This window comes from Treponema primitia ZAS-2, assembly GCF_000214375.1.
In the GTDB taxonomy this organism is placed as follows: domain Bacteria; phylum Spirochaetota; class Spirochaetia; order Treponematales; family Breznakiellaceae; genus Termitinema; species Termitinema primitia.
The window spans coordinates 2,826,929-2,844,878 of record NC_015578.1; the positions used below are offsets into that span (position 1 = coordinate 2,826,929).

Sequence of the window (17,950 nt, forward strand, 5' to 3'; positions counted from 1 at the left end):
ACCCTGGGTGATTGTTTCCCAAAGCTCAGGCTTAAACAGCTTACCCCTTTAGCAGCCCCTCTAACTCATCCACTATCCTGCCGAAAGCCTGGCAGGCTTTTTCCACCGGCGCCGGGGAGGACATATCCACCCCGGCCAGTTTGAGTGAATCGATGGGGAACCGGGAGCCGCCGCTTTTCAGAAAGGCGAAGTAATCCTCCCGCTCCTTTGCGCCGCCGCCCAGGACCCGGTCAGCCAGGGCCAGGGCAGCCGAAATGCCGGTGGCGTATTTATACACGTAGAAGGCATTGTAGAAGTGAGGGATGCGAAGGCCCTCAAGATCGCTTTCAGGCTCAAAGACCATTTCGGGGCCGAAGTATTTTTCCTGTAGGGCGCGGTATTCGCTGCGGAGAAGTTCCGCCGTTAAGGGGTCGCCGCTTTCTTCCAGCTCGTGGGTCCGCTTTTCAAATTCTGCGAACATGGTCTGGCGGTACAGGGTGGCAAGAATGTCGTCCGCACGTTTACTGAGCAGGTAGAGCCGCAGTTCCCGGGAGTCCGCAGTTTTATTGAGCTGGCGGAAAAGGAGTTCCTCATTAAAGGTGCTGGCCACTTCGGCTTCAAAGATGGTGTAGCCGTAGTGCATGAAGGGGTTTGAGGCGGCGGAATACCAGGAGTGCATGGAGTGGCCCCCTTCATGGGCCATGGTGAATATGTCCCGGATGGAGTCTTCCTTGTAGTTTATCAGAATATAGGGGTCCCCGGTATAGGAACCGGAAGAAAAGGCGCCGGATCGTTTGCCCTTGTTTTCATAGCGGTCGGCCCAGCGGCCCAGGAGGCCCGAGCGCAGGGTGTCAACGTATTCGCTGCCCAGGGGCTCAAGGGCAGCGGCTACCAGGTTCACCGCCTCATCCCAGGTGGTCCGCGTTGCCGCCCGGGGGGCAAGGGGAACGTAGACATCGTAATGCCGCAGCTCATCCAGCTTGAGGGCCTTTTTCCGTAGGCCGTAGTAACGGTGCAGGGGCGCAAGGTTGGCGTTCACCGTGGACACCAGGTTATCATAGACGCTCTGGGGGACATTGTCCGGGAAGAGGGCTTCCGCCAGGGCCGAAGGGTAGCCGCGGACCCGGGCATGGATCACATCGTTTTTGACAGAGCCGCTATAGAGGGCTGCCAGGGTGGTCTTGTGGGTTTCAAACTGTTGGTAGAATTGCTGATAGGCCAGGCGGCGGAGTTCCCGGTCCGGATGCTCCATAAAGACTGACCAGAGGGACTGGGAAAGGGGCCGTCTGCCTTCCGGGGTATCCAGCTCCCCAAAGTCGAAATCAACGTTGGTAAGCACAGAAAAAGTTTCCGAGGGGACATTCTCCCCTTCCGCATGGAGGGCGATGATCCGCTCCTCTCGTTCGCTCAGAATATAGGGCTTATAACGTAACAGTTTTTTCAGGTAGATCGAATAATCGGCAATACGGGGGTGCTGCAGAAAGGCCCGCATATCCGCCTCCGGGATGGCCTGGATTTCCGGCGTGTCCCAGGAAGCGGCGGCCAGGCTTTTGGCTTCCGCCATGACAAACCTGCCGCTCATGGTCTGGGCGGCATTGTCCCCCTCGTCTTCGGTTTGCCGGAGACTGCTGTAAGCCCCCAGGCGTTCCTCCAGCAGGCCCAGGTCCCGGCTAAAGTCCAGGTAATCAGCCAGGGTTTCTGCGGATTTGCCCAGGGTACCCCTGAAACCGGGAATCCGCCCGGTCAGGGTTTCATATTCCTCAAGGGACTTTGCCCAGGCCCCGTCATTTGGATAGAGTTTGGAAAGGTCCCAGGTATCCTGGGGCTTTACTTCGGAACGGGAAGGTATGCGTGATTCGTTTGCCATAATGAATACAGTATAGCAACTATTCTCAGTTTATGACAGCTGTTTGGGGTAAACAGGAATTGTTGCCGATATTGTGGGGTATGAAGAAGTGGCTTTTTCCCCTGGTTGGGGCTTTTTTGTTGTGCATCTCCTGCGCTACCAAGGCGCCGCCGCCGGAGGAGCCCCAGGCGCGGCTGTCCCTGGGCTTTGATCATATCGAAGCCCTTTCGCCTGAGGATATTACCCTGTTTTTTGCGGTGGAGGGGGAGAACCCCCGTTCCTCGGCTTTGGATATCAGTCTGGGGGAATGGGAGCTTTTCCTGAACGGGGCGAAGGTGGAGAAGGGCATAGCGGTGAGCCTGGACAAGGGAACCCTGGAAGCCCTTTCATCAGGAACCGTTCCTCTGTCGATACATTTGGGTGGAGAAGCCCTGGCCCTGCCGGACAAAAGCGGGTTTATTGAGTATAATGCGGGTATAACCCTGAGCCTGATCCTGCACTACCAGGGCGGGGAAAGCCTCCGGGAGCAGGTCAGCACGGAGATTGATTTTCCCCGGATTCAGATTCCGGAATTTACCATTTCCTCCATGGCGGTGGTACAGGCGGAACTTATCAATACCCGCTTCAAGGTACGGCTGAGAATCGACAATCCGAACAATTTTCCCCTGGAACTTTCATCTTTTGCCTACGAACTCTACGGCGCAGGCCGCTACTGGGCAGAAGGTAAGGAAACCAAAGTCATGCCGATCCCACCCCAGGGTTCGGCGGAACGGGATCTGTATCTCCTGATGAATTTTATTAACATGAAACGGGAGGTGCTGGATCAGGTCATCGCCATGCGGAATGTCCGCTACCGTTTCACCGGGGATGTACTGGTCGGCACAGGTATTGAGTACCTTCCCCGGTTCACCATGAGCTTTGACCGGTCCGGGGATTCGCCGGTAATTCAATAAGGCGTCCTGTATAACAGTAATTCTCAGTTTATGATGACTGTACTGGGGTACCGACCGGGGAGGGAGGGCAATGCCCCCCGACCCTAACCTGTAGAACCTGCTTACGGAGCCCCTGCGGGTCTCCTCCAGCAGAGAATTCCAGAGACGGGTCGGGGGGCATTGCCCTCCCTCCCCGGCCATTATTTCCGTATATACTAAAAGCATTGTTATACGTAACTGTAGGAATGCCTTAGGCTAAGGCTAAACATAATAGTACGCAATACCCTGTATCCCCTGTGTTGACCCGCCCCTCCCGGAGAATGAGCCACCCTTGGTTAAACCGAGAATTGCTATATCCCCGTAGACGAGACCGCAAAAATCTGTATACTATTCTATACCCGTGTTTTTCAGGCGTTATATCGTCTTAATTTTTATATAAGGGTGAGGATTTTATGATACGAGGCGGAGATATAGTCAAAGGGAGCTGTCTGCTCCAGAAGGGCCAGCCCTACCTGGTGGTAGATCGGGAATTTCATAACCCCGGCAAAGGAACCGCTATTGCGCGGGTTAAAATGAAGAGTATCAAGGATGGCGCCGTATTGACCATGACCATCCCTACCCAGCAGGAGGTTGAGGATGCCACGGTGGATGTCCATACCTGCCAGTTCCAGTATGCGGATTCCGATAATTATCACTTCATGGATAACGAGTCCTTCGACCAATATGAGGTACCCATTAGCGATATGGTGGAGAAGAAGTGCTACCTGAAGGATGGGGATGTCTACGATCTGAGCATCTGGGAAACTAAGGTGATTGATATCAAAATCCCCTTAAAAATGGTCTTCACGGTGGCGGAAAGCGAGAACTATATCAAAGGCGACACGGTTTCCGGAGCTACCAAGCCCATCGTTACCGAAACGGGACTGACCGTCCGGGTTCCCCTATTTATCAAACAGGATGAACGGATCCTGGTGAACACCGAAACCAATGAATACGTGGAGCGGGTGAATAGCTAATCCTGATATAACGCCATACATCACCAAAGAGGTCCCCTTCAAATTTCGGGGGATCGATTTTCGTTTTGCCCTGTCCCAGGGGCTTTTCAGTTCCGCCGACATTGATACGGGCTCCCGGCTGCTCCTCAGGGTGCTTTCCCAAATGTGGGATGACGATAAGGCGGCTGGTCGGCCTTTGCCGGTATCCGTGCTTGATGCAGGCTGCGGGGTTGGGGTACTGGGCATCTGCGCAGGGCGGGCTCTGGCCGCCGAAAATGGTGACAGTCACCTTTTTTCGCAGCTGTGGGTCCGCGCCCAGGACCGGGATGAACTGGCCCGGGCCTTTACGGCGTTTAATGCCGCCCTAAACGGGGTTTTCCCTTCTGCATTACAGGCTTATACGGAACCGCTCCTTGCCGGCCCCGGCGCTCCCTGGGATCTGATCCTATCCAATATTCCCGCCAAGGCGGGGAAGCCGGTGCTATTAGACTTTATCTCCCGGGCCGCTGCCCTGCTTAGTCCCGGTGGCAGGACAGCTTTGGTAATTGTTAATACCCTTGCCGATCTAATCCGGTCCCGAATCATTGAGCTTGGACTAGCGCTGATCCGGGATGAAACCGGAAAGGGGCATACAGTTCTGGTTTTTGGCCCCCGGCCCGACATAAGCCCACAGAAAATGGCGGAGGAAGTTGAGACGGAAGGGACAGGAACCGCCGGTTTTCTCCGGCAATGGCCGGCTTATTTTCGAGACGCCGGAGACTTTGAGATAGAAACTTGTTCCTACCACATTGACGCCTTCCAGGGTGTGGCGGACTTCGATACCCCAAGCGGCGCGGTTCAGGCAGCGGCAAAGCTGGTGAAACGCCTAGGACTGCGCCCGGCAGCAGGACCGATCCTAGTACACGAACCGGACCAGGGGCATTTCCCAGCGTGGTTGCTGCAGCACCTGGGCACGGGGAAACCCCCGCAAGCCATAACCGGCCTGCTGGTCTTGAGCGGCAGAAATATCCTGGCCCTGGAAGCGGCCCGACACAACAGCTTTCTTGCCCTGGAAGGCGGCATGGGGGGAAACGATACGAGGAATTGCGGCGCGGGAGAAAGCAGCGCGAGGAAAACTGGCGCCTTCGGCATTATCCTGGCGCCCGCAGTGGATCTGCTCATGGACAGGGAAGTGCTGGCTGCTGCGGCTCATGGCGCCTACAGTTTTATTACGCTGTTTCCGGAATTGGTTCCCCAGACCGACCGGCTGGGCGCGTACTGGGACGGGCTTGCGGCGCTGTTGGCAGACGGGGGTGTTGGGGTAATCGCCCTGCCCTCCTCTGGCGCAGAACGATTTGACCGAGAGAAGCCCAAGGGGTTTACCCGGCTGGGCGATTTCAAACGCAAAGGATTCCGGGCACTGGCCTACCGGCATTCGGGGTAAAAAAACCCGGAGTCCCTTTCATACCACACAACGTGCACTACTAGAAGGTCTCCGGGAAAATACTCAGACCCAATCAGGCGGAAAGGGCATGAGCCGATTGACCGCCGCCGGAATAATCGAAGAAAGGGGCGACGATTATTCCGGTTTTCATGGATCGTATTTTGCTGTTTTTGAGAAACCCCTCAGGGTTCCTACTTTGACGCCGCCTCCAGGGCAAGCTCCGTTGCCTCAATAAACTGATTATAGGCAATAGTGGCGCCGCTTACGGCATCCAGGTTCTTCAAGCTTTGGGTTTCCATGTACTGCCGCTGATATTGGGCCATGGCCCGTACCGCAAGCTGGGCCTTGTCGTAAAAATCCTGGTTGGAAATTTCACCATTGACCTTGCCGTAGTTCTCATCTTTTATACTTCCGTCTTTCTGGTGGGTGATAAACACACAATCAGTAACCTTGCCATCCCTCAGGGTAAGTGCGATCTCCCCCCAGGCGCCGGTATCGTCCAGGGCGCTCTTTCCTCTGTAGGTACCGTCCTTATACGCAGTTTTACTACATGAAAAAAACAGTAACGCTGCCCCGCAGAGTACTATAATAAAAAATATCTTTTTCATAAAACTCCCTCCTTCTTAGCGCTTGCCGCTTCCTCATTATCAATAATCCTCGCGACCCTCCCGTGTTCTAACACTACCGTGCGCTGAGCGTCCTCGGCAACTTCAGGGTCGTGGGTAACCACCACAAGGGTGCTGCCCTCCCGGTGAAGGGTCTTAAAAATTTCCAGGACCATGGATTCGTTTGCCTCGTCCAGGTTGCCCGTGGGTTCGTCCGCCAGGATCAGCATGGGGTAGTTGATCAGCGCTCGGGCAATGCAGACCCGCTGCTGCTCGCCTCCGGAAAGCTGGCTGGGAAGGTGCCTGGCACGATCCGCCAGGCCGACCCGGTCCAGGGCTTCCAGGGCTTCCTTCTCGTCAGGCATGGAGTGGTAGTACTGGGCTACCATGACGTTTTCCAGGGCGGAGAGGTACTTTACCAAATGGAACTGCTGGAATATCAGGCCTATCTTATCCCGCCGGGTGGTGGTGAGGTTTTTGGAACTCTCCTTAGCAATATTAACGCCGTCCAGGATGACATCCCCTGTGGAGGGTTTGTCCATGCAGCCTATGATGTTCATCATGGTGGTTTTTCCGGAACCCGAAGGGCCCATGATGGCAAGCCATTCCCCTTTCCGGACTGTGAGGTTAACATCCCGCAGGGCCTTGAGGCTCCCGTAGGTTTTTGAAATGTCCCGTAACTCAAGTAAATCCACTTATGCTCCTCCTAAAAAACAGAAACAGTGTTTTTGCCTTCATTCTCCCCGTAACACTATTGCAGGGTCAACTTCTGTGGCGCTCCGCACCGGAATCAGGCAGGCCAGGCCGGTGATAAACACCGACGCAATAACCGTGAGGGGTGCCAACTGGGGTATAAAACTGATGGGCCGGTTAAACACGTTCATGGCCACAGCCTGGGCAAAGATAAAGCCGAATACTGCGCCCAGGAGCCCGCCCAGAGCCCCCAGGAAGGCGCCCTCCCCCAGAAATTCCAGAACCAGGGCGGAATTCGCCGCCCCCAGGGCTTTCCGCAGCCCGATTTCCTGGCGGCGTTCAGCCACCACGGCCATCATGGTGGTGGCCACACAGATCATGATGAGCAGTAATACTATCACGGTAACCAGGTACACCAAGCCCTGGAGCTTGGTAAGCACCGCACCTTCGGACTGGGTAACCCGCTTAACCAGCCGGGCCTCAGCGCCGGGAATACCGGCGCTTATCCGATCTGCCAGGGCCTGGAGATCCTCCCCTGAGGAGCTGACGCTGCATTCCACCACATCAATTCTATCCCCTTCGGCCATCATGGCCTCAAAGTCAGACAGGGACATGAAGATAAAGGCTTCCTCGGTCCCGCCGGTTTGGACTATGCCTGAGACGGTAAATTCCCGGCTCATTCCCTGCCCGCGGCTGTCGGTCCCGGTAATGGTAAAGGGGCTCCCTAGGTTAAGGCGGATCATCTCGGATACCTGCTGCCCGATCAGGGCCTCCCCTTCCCGCTCAGGCCAGCGGCCTGACACAAACCAGTAGGGGCTTGCCTTCCGGGCTTCGGCCAGATCCGTCCCAGCTGCCATAAAGGGCTGCTCGTTGATCTTCACCATCCGGTAACTGTACGGGGCGGCGCCGATAAGTTCCTCCCCAGGCAGATATGCTACCGCAGCCTTCACGGTCTCTGTGGTCAATACCGTTTCAAGCCCCGACGGGACAATAACCAGGTTGGCCCCGTAGGAGCGGAATTCCCGGCCCATTTGCCGGGGGATGTCGTAGTAAACCGTGATAAGTCCCGACAGTATCGTTGCGCCAATAGCTATTGCCAGCAATGCTACGAACATCCGGGACCTGCGCCGGACAATGGAACTGACCACCATTTTTATGAAAAAGCGCTGCCGTTTACCTGCCATGGAGCACCTCCGCAGGGCGCAGGGACAGGAGCAGCCGTATTGAAGGGATACTTCCCACCAGGGTGACCAGGAGCACCAGAACCGCTACCAAGGGTATCACCATGGGTTTTATGTCTATTGCCTGGCTGAACACGGACTGGCCGATGATCTGGGCGAATCCCAGGCCGGCGAAATACCCCGCCGCGCCTCCAACAATTCCGGTGATAATGATCTCCGTCAGTATCAGTGCGGATACCGGGCCGTCGTAGGCTCCCACCGCCTTGAGAAGGCCGATTTCGTTGGCCCGCTCCATGACGCTGGTGGTAACCAGGTTGGAAATGCCCAGGGCTGAACCGGCCAGGCTCAGTATCGTTATCAGGAGCATCAGCAATTGTGTTTTTTCCAGAATAGCGCCTTCCGATTCAGCAACCATGCGTATGGGCTTGGACACCGCATCGCTGATTACTTCATCAATCTGATAGCAGATGGCGCTTACATAGGCGGTGCAGTACCAGGTCTCCCATTCCTTAATGGAAAGGCTTTTTGGGTCCTGCCCGGCCCGGCGGGAAAGCTCGTTATCCGGGGTGGTCAGGGCGCTGACTTCAACGCTGCTCACCAGGCCCGGCCTGCCCGCCAGTTCCTGGGCCGCGGCCAGGGTGGTGTATATCCACCCATCCTCGTCCCCCCCGGCGTTAAATATCCCCCGCACCCGGAAAGTTTTAGCCCGGGCAAGGCCACCGATGGTGATAGTATCCCCCGCAGCGATATTATAGCGCCGGGCAGCCAAGCGGCCCACCATGACCTGACCGTCATCCCCGTCATTGAGCCAGCCGCCGCCGGTGTCCCACCAGGACTTCATGTTCCGCATCCCCGTATCCAGGGATTCCCCGGTGGGAAGGTCCAGGTGATGACCAAACCAGGTTCCCACTACCTTAACATCTTCAGTATTGCTGTTGACCTTTGCACGGGTGTTGAGGTAGGGGGTAAAGTCGACGATGTTAAAAGCCCAGAATATGGTCTTGATATTGCCCAGCTCCGATTCCGGCAAATACTTGTCCGACACCCCGCCGCCGTCGCTGACCCCGTAGAGATCGTCCAGCAGAGAAGCGCCCCGGGGCACCACGTTGATATTGGCGCCGTAGGTTTTCAGCTCCTGGTTTACCTTATCCCCCACATCAAGCATCACGTTCAGCATTGCTGTGGCCAGGGAGGCTCCCAGGGCAACCGTAAAGGCTATCATCAGCATTTTCCCCTTTTGGCGGAAAAGCGCACGTCGTACCATTCTCCAGAACATACTATTTGAACCGCCCTTTTTCGTTTTCCAGGTCCCCGGTAGACACCACCATGGTTCCCCCCCTGAGGGCGTAGGCCAGGGGAACCGGATTGCAGCCCCCCTTGAAACCAATGGTAGAAATATTCATCACCACATCGCAGAGCCGGCAGATGACCTGCCCCTTCCGTTCATAATACCCCGTGGCACCGCATATATCACAGGCGTCAAGGCCGACCCCATAGGCGATTTCGTTTTTCCGTATCACGATGAACCGCACCTCGGTATTATCAGAAGTGTTAAAGGCAAAACGGTGGAGATGCCCGTCACTGACCTGGTCAATGGGGATAATGATCTCTTCCCCCACAATGCTCATGGGTTCCGCCGGGGAAAGGGTTACCCCCTGTTCCGCATAGGATTTAACCGCCGTAAGGGTGGTAAGGGAAACCCCAAAGCCCAGAACTACTGCGATACTCCAACGCCGGTTCCGGCGCATGGCAGAGCGGATCTTCCGGTGTTCCGCAGGGTTGCTGTAATTCTGGTTAGGATAGAAACTCTTCACAAACAGGAAAACAGGCAGAAAAAATGCTATAGCCATGATAGCATAAAGAAAAAACACATTATTGTTAATCGTCACCACAATTATTCTGAAAACCCAGCGTACCATGGGTATGATACGCCGGGCAAAGAGAAACTGAATAATCGCAGACAATTGATTTACCATATTAATAACAAGGCCAAGGGTGAGAAAAAGACGTAAAAGTTTGTCAGGCAAGACAGTGCCGGCATTAAAAAGCGCCAGGGCGGTAATCAGGACGATCCCAAGCCCCGCAAAGAACCCTATGATCTTAAAAAGAAAATCTGTACTAAAGACACTTTCCCCTGCCAGGAGGAATTCTGTTGGATACAGGAATAATGTGGGAAGGACGTAAAAAAACAGGGACGCCGTAAGAACAGCGCCTGCACAATCCATGGTCCGGCGGTGCAGTTTTGGAAAGCTTTTTTCCAAGACTCCCCAAAGGAGCAGGATAAACACGATCCCCCCAATGATAGCGATGGATAAAGTCCAAGTATTAAAAAACCCCCGGTTTATGAGGGCAGTGGTACGCCGCAAAACTGCAAGAATCGCCGATGCAACTACCCCGGCTATACTCCCCGCAGCCAGCCATTTCTTCCGGCCCGGGTCGCCTTTTTTAAAAATTACCGCAAATAATAAAGCGGTGAGAATCGCCGTGGTCAGCGAAGTATGCACAACCTGAATGAGATACCTAAGCATGAAACCCCTTTCTTCACTTAGTAATTAGGAATAAGAAGTGAGGAATTAGGAAACAAGGAGAAAGATTTGCGCTTCACCCCTCATTCCTAACTACTAATTCCTCACTAATCAGTTATACTACCACTGAGGCCCTGCATAGGCCACGTTCCATTCAGCAACCAGGGGCTGGCCCCAGAAGCGGCCGGGTACGCCAGTGGTCTTGTCCACGTGGAGCACATAACCCTGGGCTTCGGGATTCTGGATGAAGAATTTGACCGTATACTCCCCGATGCCGTTGAGTTTAACATTGGCGCCGTAGTGAGGGCCATCGCTGGCGTTCATGGGCATAAAAGTCCCTTCGATTTTCCAGCCGCTGGGCTGGCTAATCTCATACCGGACCGTAAGGTTGGGAACAAAGTCACCGACCCCATAGCCCAGCTCGTTCTCCAGGGCGGAGATATCCGCTTCAATGTGTATATCCGACTGGGACGCAGGAAGACCTGCAGCAGCGGGGATCATATCCACAGGCTGGAAATAGACGCCCGCCACATTGAGGGGCCCTAATTCAAAATCATCCCCTAAAGGAAATTCCTCGAAACCCGCAACCTCGCCGGGGGCAACCGCGCTGGCGGGCCTGGTTCCCTGCTGACCGCCGCCGGCAAAGGCAAAGGCGGTGCAGCCCGCAATCAATAGAAGTACCATCAGTTTTCTGATATTCATGTACTCACTCCTTCCTAAATTTTTTTCTCATGGCTTAAATACCTTGAGTTAATACCATTGTTAATAATCCTACACTGCCGCCGCAGAACTGAGACGCTTATTCCGCTTGAGCTGCATCACAAAGGTTATGACCGTGGCAGCCAGCAGCAGTATCTGTGGGATAAGGGTTTCCAGGGTGGGATAGATCCCCAGGATATCCACGGAACCGACAAAGGAAACCGGAGTAACCCCGATAAGATTTCCTTCCTGAAGCTCCTTGATGCCGTTACCAATAAAGGTGACCGACATGAGGAAGAGCAGCACACTGGTGCCCAGGAAAAAGGGCTTCAGAGGCAGACGGAAACTCACCACCCGGATAAGGATATAGACAGCCACCAGGATCACTGCGCCTATGCCCAGGCCGAGCCACACCATGTTGACATAGCTTTGGGTTTGGGCCAGCAGAGCCTGGTAAAAGAGGATCGTCTCGGCGCCTTCCCGGAAAACCGCCAGGAACGCTGCGAAGGCCAGAGAAAACACGGAACCCTTAGTTATGGAACTTTGAACCTTTCCTTCTATATAAGAGGTCCATGCTTCGGCTTCCGCCTTGGATACCATCCAGTTGCTTACATAGAAAAGCACCGCCACGGCCACCAGCATGGTGACCCCCTCAAGAATCTCCTGGCCCTGCCCGCTGGCATTGCCTGTCAAGGCGTTCAGGATAAAGGCCATGACCACACTGAAGCCCAGGGCCAGAATCGCCCCCCAGTAAACCGGCTTGGTACTTTTTTTGTTCCCGCTTTTTAAAAGGTAGGCCACAATGGCCCCCACCACCAGGATCGCCTCAAAGCCTTCCCGGACTATGATCAGCAGGGAACCCAGGAAAACCCCCAGGGCGCTCTCCCCTTTGCCGTCCAACTGGTTGGCATCCTCCCTAAGGTACTGCACCAGGAGATCCAGGGCCTGGCGCACCTCATTGTTTGGGGCGCGATTGGTCATAGCTTTCTTAATAATACTGAACTGGTACTCCACTTTGGCGGCCCGAGCGCCTGAGACATAGGCCATCACGGTTTTTTCAAAGCCGAGTTTTTCATAATACCCAAAATAGGCCGTATCCACCTGATCTTTGGCAGTATCAATGTCCCCGGTCAGGTAGGTATTGTAAGACTGGTTTATCACATCCCGCATTTCATCCACTATCTCATTCCAGGATGCAAAGGCGGCAAAAACCGGCGTGGAAATCATGCTTACCATGACCACTATCAAGATAGATAAAACTAACTTTTTACGCAAAATCAACCCCCTAGTTAGAATTTGCTTACTATGTATTATAGGACTAACTAATTATAAAGAAAAGATAGCAAGGCCTAACTTTTATGTCAAGCGGGTTTTGGGGGAAATTTGGATAAATGAGGAAGAAATTTCACCACGAAGGAACAAAAAGGAAGGGGAATATATAATGGACCCTTCTTTCCAAAAGGTGACAGTCACCTATATCCGAGGATAATTCTTGATTTTTTAAAACACCCGCGATATATTTTCAGTAGCTAACACGAAAAAAAGGGGGGTATGACATGGACAATCCAGGCGACGCATATAAACACGCCGCTTCCATAGTAACTAAAATAACTAGTACTCCCCCCCACCACCGATAGGTTTACTAGGATACTAGGCAAATTCGGCGCCTGGTGCCGTTCAGCAATGGCAAAAGAAAATCAAACAATATGCCTAAAAATAATTGACAAGGCATATCATTTACCTATAAAATATGCATAGGAGGATATTCATGAGAACGACCTTGGATTTACCTGAAACATTAGTCGCAGAGGCCATGGAAATAACCAATATTTCCACGAAAAAAGGAGTTATTATGACAGCATTGGAAAATTTAATCCGTGCAGAAAAAATTAAAGGAATTAAAGATTATGCCGGAAAAATTGATCTTGGAATTGACATTGAAAAAATGAGGAAAAGGTGAATAATATACTAGTGGATTCATCGGCATGGATAGAATATTTCAAGACCTATAAAGATTACGCCTTTATTGACGATCTCATAGACAATAATTCAATATGCACCAATGATTTAATCTTAACAGAATTATTGCCGTCAATGATTCATAAAAAAGAAAAACATTTAATAGTATTACTTAACAGTGTAGTAAAATATGAAATAGAAATTGACTGGAAAGAATTACAGAATATTCAAGTTAAAAATTATAAGCATGGATACAATGATATAGGGATAACAGATTTAATAATTGCACAAAATTGCTTGCAAAATAATTTATCATTAGTTGCACGGGATAAACATTTTAACGAAATGGCCGAGTATTTACCTTTAAAAATGTATAAATAGGCAACGCAGAGGCGGCAAACATTGTTTTGAGGTACTAGAGCTCCGCGTCCTCATCCAGGGGATACAGGGGCCGGGTAACCCGTTTATAGGGGATACTTTCCAGCACTTCATTGGAACAGCCCTTGGAGGTGGCGAGGATGGCCCGCCGGGCAATGGTACGGAAACAGGGCTCCAGGTAGCCCAGCTTTACTACCACCAGGCTGTAATCTTCCGCCTTTACCCCCAGACTGGGGAGCAGATCCGGGTCGCCAAAGCCGATGTGGGCGGAGGTGATGGTAAAAAGAATGTTTCCCGAGGATGCCAGTACCAGGTCCGATTTATGGGGGCCGAAATTCCGGACAATGTTCCGCACTTCCAGGCCCAGAGGGATCTTTTTGCCGTTCAGGGTGTCCCAGTTCCCCCCCAGGGTGGTGTCTACCACTGCGCCTATTCCCGCCTTGACGCAGACCGCAGCAGCGGGGGCATCGTAAAAGCCGCTGTACAGTAACGGTGTGGGCAGTTTTTCTACCATGTCAAGCCGGGCGAGGATTTTTTCCAAAAGGTCCGTAGAGTCCCCGGCGGCTCCGGCTGTGGGGTTGTCCCCGGAATCAGAGACAAACACCGGCTTTTCATGGTTCTCCAGCACCGCCCGGTAAGCCGCCTCCATGGCTGCCGCCGAATCGTAATATTCGCTGCGGAAAGCAAATTCCCTGCGGCGTTTCCAGAACTGGGCCGCCAGGTTTTCTGTTACCGCAGCTATTGTATTGGCTGAAGTCTCGTTTTCAGAAAACCCTGTGACCAGGGCGCAGGCGGCATTATGTTCGTCATCCGCCCAGGGGAAGCCCAGCAGAAAAGATGCCCCCAGGATGCCCGGGCGTTTCTCCGCTTCCCGGCACAATTCAATCAGGGAGGACATGGGCTCCGCCTCGGATTCGGACTTTTCCCCGGCGATAAGCATGGGGATCCGGCGGTAGGCGGTGTAGAGCTTTTTTCCGGTTTTCAGACTGGTCAACAGCATTGCTGCGGCATGGGCGCCGGTTTCAGCGCAGTCAATATGGGGGGCGGTTTTATAGCCCACAAAGCCGTTTACCGCATCCAGCATTTCCTTAGTAACCGTGGCATGCATATCCAGGGATGCTGTGCACGGGACATGGGGCAGGATTTTTCGGATATGGGCCAGGAGATCCCCTTCGGCGCAGCCCAGGTTTTCTACCTTCATTGAGCCGTGCAGGGCCAGACAAATTCCGTCTATGGGCCCCGCCGCCAATGCTTCCCGGATACTCAGGATAAATTCAGCCCTAAGCTCCTCGTACAAGGAGTGGGACACCACCCCGTTTGGTACTGCCCGGGCCATCAGGGCCGGAACCAATTCGCAGCCCGCTTTTTTTAATGTTTCCACGATTCCCGCTATGGCAGATTGGGGAGCGTAGCCCGGCACAAGCAGTTCTGCTCCCCGGGCAATTAAAAAATCCCTCGCCCCGGTGATAATGGGATTCAGGGTATTAGACTCATGGTTCATGCCGCCAATCAGAATACGCATAAAGACCCCTTATTCTTTAAGTGCCCCTTCCCCAAAACCCTTAATCAGCTGGGCATGGAAAAAGAAGTAAAAAATTATCATAGGAATGATACCGATCACCAACGCTGCGTACTGCATTCCGTATTCAATGTTGTTCCGCCCTGCAAACAGGGTAATCGCCACCGGGAGGCTTTTCATGGACGCCTTGGTGGTAAAAATAAACACAAAGAGAAATTCGTTCCAATGCCGCAGAAAAGACAGGATCACCATGGTGGCGATCACCGGAGTAGACAGGGGCACTATCATGGCCCAGAAAATATGCCGGTATTTGGCGCCATCCATTTCCGCCGATTCTATCAGCGCGTCCGGTATACCTCTGATATAGGAAATGGCGATCATCACCGACATGGGAAGATCAAAGGCGATATAGGGCAAAATTACCCCGATACGCCGGTTTATGATCCCCACTTTTACCTCCGCGAGAAACAGGGGGATGATCACCGCATGGACGGTAATCATAAGCCCTACGGCAAAGGCGGCGGTAAAAAAGGCGCTGCTTTTAAAGTGGAATTTGACAATTCCGAAAGCAGCAGCCAGGGACAGGAACAGTGTCGCTACGGTAGCTACAATGGTGTAAATAAAACTATTTAACAGCGCCGTGCCCAGATTGCCCAATTCCCAGGCCCTGAAATAATTGTTCAGCGATGGGTGCTGAGGCAGGCGCAGGGGGTGAAGAACGATTTCCGCATGGGGTTTAAGGCTGGAGTACCCAAGCCACACCAGGGGAAATATGGTCAGCACCGCAAAGGCTACCATTAAAAAGTATGCGGCTATACGCCAATTGAGGGGCGCTTTGCGCAGTAATGGTGTTTCCATCATAACCCCCTATTCTACCTTGAAAATTTTTGATACTCCCCGGGTGAGGAGCAGAGAAAGGACAATAAAACCGATAATGATGATGGACAGGGCGCTCCCGTATCCGTAATTCTGATGGACAAAGGTGGTATTGTACATATACACGGCGATAACCTCGGTGTAATGGGCAGGCCCGCCGCCGCTCATGGAATATATTAAATCGAAGCTCTTGAAGCTTCCGGCAATTGCAAGGATTGAGTTGATAAAGATCACATACCCTAAAATGGGCATGATTATTTTAAGGAATATGGTCCCTTCCCCCGCCCCCTCCAGTTGGGCCGCTTCAATAAAGCTGTTGGGTATACGCTGGAGGTTCGCCAGAAAAATTACCATATACAAACTGGTATGCTGCCACAGCAGGACAAACATGATGGGTATGATGGCAAGATCCTTGTTTTCCACAATGGTGATGATATAATCCTTGTTGCCCGTAATGGTCCGCACTAAAGCGGGGAGTATCCCTACGGGGGAAAACATCCGGTTCCAGAGCTGGGCAATAATAACCGAAGATATGGTTATGGGCAGGAAAATAAGTACCTCAAAGACGTTCGACTTTTTAACCATCTTCCGGTGGAGCATATAAGCCAGGAGCATGCCCAGGGGAATCTGGCCGAACACGGAAATGAGGACGATAAGGATGTTGTTGCGCAGGGCGATATGGAACACCGGGTCCTGAAACATCCTGATATAGTTATCAAACCCTACAAAGCGCATCTCCCCGTAGCCCTTCCACTGGGTAAACCCCAATACAAAGCTGAAAAACACCGGAAAGATCATAACACTGATAAATATAAGAAAAGCGGGGAGGATAAAACAGTAATGGCTGATTTTCCGTGAAAGTTGGTACTTCATAACACACCCCCGCCGGTAAATAGTGTCCATCTATGATGTACATCATAGACGGACACTGAATCAATATTCCCCGAAAGGCGCTCTGCCCTTCGGGGATAGAAACTATTTTTTCCGGTTTGAGTCGTTAGCGGCGACCCAGGCTTCGTATTCCGCTGCAAGCTGGGCAGGGGTCTTGCTCCCCATCATTACCGCCTGTATGCCGGGGTTAAGCAGGTTGTTTACTCCCTCGCCGTCCATCACCGCGTCAATGACATAGCCCATGGTTTGGGAATTGGTCAGTTGGATGTACTGCCGGTTCAGGGAGTCCAGATCGTATTTGGAATAATCCAGCTTGTAGGTGGGCACGGTGCCGTATTTCATCAATATATCCAACCCTTCCTGGCCGTAGATGAAGCTGAGGAATTTCCACGCCGCATCAGCCTTTGCCCCGGTGAGCTTGGCGTTCATTGCCAGGGCTTCCCCCAGGGTGGCGGCGCTTGAGCCGTGGACCACTTCGCCGGGTACTTCCGGGAAGGCGATGGCTTCATACTGGGCGTAGTCCGCCGGGGCGGCAGCGCCTTTCAGAGCCCCAACCCGCCAGCCTGCATCCAGGAGGTATACTGATTTTCCCTGTACAAAGTCGCCCCATCCTTCGGGGCCCTCAAGCTGGTTCACACCGGCGGGGAAAAGCTGGGTGTCTACCATACGTTTGATCACCGCCAGGGCATCCACAAAGGGCTTGTCGGTGAATTTCGCCGTTCCCGCCCGGGCCTTGTCAAACCAGGCGGTGCCGCCCATGCGGTCTACCAGCATGGAGAGGAGCAGGGACTGGGCCTGCCAGACCCCTTTATTGGCAAACATCAGGGGGGTATAGCCTGCGGCGCGGATTGCCGGAACCTGGGCGATCATTTCATCCAGGGTTTTGGGGGTGGTGAGCCCCAGTTCTTTCTGGAGTTTAGTATTTACATACACCACCGTACAGACCGCCATATTGGGGGAAATGATGTAAATCTCTCCGTTGGGCCCCTGGGGCCCCCAGATGGCGGGGGTATAATTGGCCTTGAAGGAATCGGTCAGGTAGGGACGAAGATCCTTCACTAAACCCCGGTCCAGGATGTAGCTGGAACGGGACCCTACGTAGGTGGTAAAGATATCGGGAATATCCCCGGTAGCTGCCATGGCCTGGAATTTATCGTGGAACTGCTCCCCGGAGACATACTCAAAATCCAGCTTGATATCCGGGTACTTCTCGGCGAAGGCCGCCAGGGTAACCGGCCAATACTCGTATTGGGGGGACGCAAGGTCGATTTGGTGGTACACCGTAAGGGTTACTGCACCGCTGGTGGCACCGCTGGTGTCCTTGCTCGGCCCGGCAAAGGCCATGGTCATGGCGGTGAGCAAAAGCGCCGCCACTAAAACTAATTTTCTCATTTTTTCTCCTCCTAAAATGATTTGCAACAGGTCATTCCCAAAAGCGTATATTTTAAA

The 17,950-nt window shown here is 53.1% G+C and carries 17 protein-coding genes; 5 read left to right on the top strand and 12 right to left on the bottom strand.

Going from position 1 to position 17,950, the window contains the following annotated elements; translation table 11 throughout:
• Window positions 1-40 precede the first annotated feature (40 nt).
• Entirely contained in the window at window positions 41-1,846 is a 1,806-nt protein-coding gene (gene pepF, locus TREPR_RS12275) for an oligoendopeptidase F (RefSeq protein ID WP_015708642.1), read from the bottom strand.
• An 80-nt stretch (window positions 1,847-1,926) separates the two neighbouring features.
• Here pepF and TREPR_RS12280 point away from each other — a divergent pair, with 80 nt between their 5' ends.
• The 3 genes from TREPR_RS12280 (at window position 1,927) to TREPR_RS12290 (ending at window position 5,175) form a co-directional block, all read left to right on the top strand.
• A complete protein-coding gene (locus TREPR_RS12280; protein WP_041611179.1) occupies window positions 1,927-2,778 on the top strand; it encodes an LEA/WHy family protein in 852 nt (283 codons plus the stop codon).
• A gap of 431 nt (window positions 2,779-3,209) precedes the next feature.
• Entirely contained in the window at window positions 3,210-3,773 is a 564-nt protein-coding gene (efp, locus tag TREPR_RS12285) for an elongation factor P (protein WP_015708644.1), read from the top strand.
• A 70-nt stretch (window positions 3,774-3,843) separates the two neighbouring features.
• Entirely contained in the window at window positions 3,844-5,175 is a 1,332-nt protein-coding gene (locus tag TREPR_RS12290; protein WP_081468668.1) for a methyltransferase, read from the top strand.
• A gap of 191 nt (window positions 5,176-5,366) precedes the next feature.
• On the opposite strand, the gene TREPR_RS12295 is transcribed toward TREPR_RS12290, so the two are convergent.
• From TREPR_RS12295 to TREPR_RS12325, 7 genes are all read right to left on the bottom strand, one after another.
• Window positions 5,367-5,783: an FMN-binding protein gene (locus TREPR_RS12295; RefSeq protein ID WP_015708646.1), complete on the bottom strand. Its 417-nt coding sequence runs from the start codon at window positions 5,781-5,783 to the stop codon at window positions 5,367-5,369.
• A complete protein-coding gene (locus TREPR_RS12300) occupies window positions 5,780-6,475 on the bottom strand; it encodes an ABC transporter ATP-binding protein (protein ID WP_015708647.1) in 696 nt (231 codons plus the stop codon). Before TREPR_RS12300 ends, TREPR_RS12295 begins: the two co-directional genes overlap by 4 nt.
• A 39-nt stretch (window positions 6,476-6,514) precedes the next feature.
• Window positions 6,515-7,657, bottom strand: a complete 1,143-nt coding sequence (locus tag TREPR_RS12305) for an ABC transporter permease (RefSeq protein ID WP_015708648.1) — start codon at window positions 7,655-7,657, stop codon at window positions 6,515-6,517.
• Window positions 7,647-8,930 (bottom strand): ABC transporter permease, encoded by a 1,284-nt coding sequence (locus tag TREPR_RS12310; RefSeq protein ID WP_015708649.1) that lies wholly within the window; start codon window positions 8,928-8,930, stop codon window positions 7,647-7,649. The genes TREPR_RS12305 and TREPR_RS12310 overlap by 11 nt, the downstream gene beginning before the upstream one ends.
• Window position 8,931: 1 nt before the next feature.
• Window positions 8,932-10,182: a Fe-S-containing protein gene (locus TREPR_RS12315; protein WP_015708650.1), complete on the bottom strand. Its 1,251-nt coding sequence runs from the start codon at window positions 10,180-10,182 to the stop codon at window positions 8,932-8,934.
• A gap of 117 nt (window positions 10,183-10,299) precedes the next feature.
• Window positions 10,300-10,881 carry an iron transporter gene (locus tag TREPR_RS12320; protein ID WP_015708651.1) on the bottom strand — a complete coding sequence of 194 codons (582 nt, stop codon included), beginning with the start codon at window positions 10,879-10,881 and terminating at the stop codon, window positions 10,300-10,302.
• Between the two features lie 69 nt (window positions 10,882-10,950).
• The gene (locus TREPR_RS12325) at window positions 10,951-12,153 is read right to left on the bottom strand and encodes an FTR1 family iron permease (RefSeq protein WP_041611180.1); all 1,203 of its coding nucleotides are present in this window, start codon (window positions 12,151-12,153) and stop codon (window positions 10,951-10,953) included.
• Between the two features lie 493 nt (window positions 12,154-12,646).
• Between TREPR_RS12325 and TREPR_RS12330 the strand changes: the two genes are divergently transcribed.
• Both TREPR_RS12330 and TREPR_RS12335 read left to right on the top strand, forming a co-directional pair.
• Window positions 12,647-12,838: a type II toxin-antitoxin system VapB family antitoxin gene (locus TREPR_RS12330; protein WP_015708654.1), complete on the top strand. Its 192-nt coding sequence runs from the start codon at window positions 12,647-12,649 to the stop codon at window positions 12,836-12,838.
• Entirely contained in the window at window positions 12,835-13,218 is a 384-nt protein-coding gene (locus tag TREPR_RS12335) for a PIN domain-containing protein (RefSeq protein ID WP_041611181.1), read from the top strand. Before TREPR_RS12330 ends, TREPR_RS12335 begins: the two co-directional genes overlap by 4 nt.
• Before the next feature lie 34 nt (window positions 13,219-13,252).
• On the opposite strand, the gene TREPR_RS12340 is transcribed toward TREPR_RS12335, so the two are convergent.
• From TREPR_RS12340 to TREPR_RS12355, 4 genes are all read right to left on the bottom strand, one after another.
• Window positions 13,253-14,737 (bottom strand): M81 family metallopeptidase, encoded by a 1,485-nt coding sequence (locus TREPR_RS12340; RefSeq protein ID WP_015708656.1) that lies wholly within the window; start codon window positions 14,735-14,737, stop codon window positions 13,253-13,255.
• A 9-nt stretch (window positions 14,738-14,746) separates the two neighbouring features.
• Window positions 14,747-15,592 (bottom strand): carbohydrate ABC transporter permease, encoded by an 846-nt coding sequence (locus TREPR_RS12345; protein ID WP_015708657.1) that lies wholly within the window; start codon window positions 15,590-15,592, stop codon window positions 14,747-14,749.
• A gap of 9 nt (window positions 15,593-15,601) precedes the next feature.
• Window positions 15,602-16,483, bottom strand: coding sequence for a carbohydrate ABC transporter permease (locus TREPR_RS12350; protein WP_015708658.1), 882 nt, complete (start codon window positions 16,481-16,483; stop codon window positions 15,602-15,604).
• Window positions 16,484-16,585: 102 nt separating this feature from the next.
• Complete coding sequence (locus TREPR_RS12355; protein WP_015708659.1) at window positions 16,586-17,893, bottom strand: ABC transporter substrate-binding protein; 1,308 nt, start codon at window positions 17,891-17,893, stop codon at window positions 16,586-16,588.
• Window positions 17,894-17,950 lie beyond the last annotated feature (57 nt).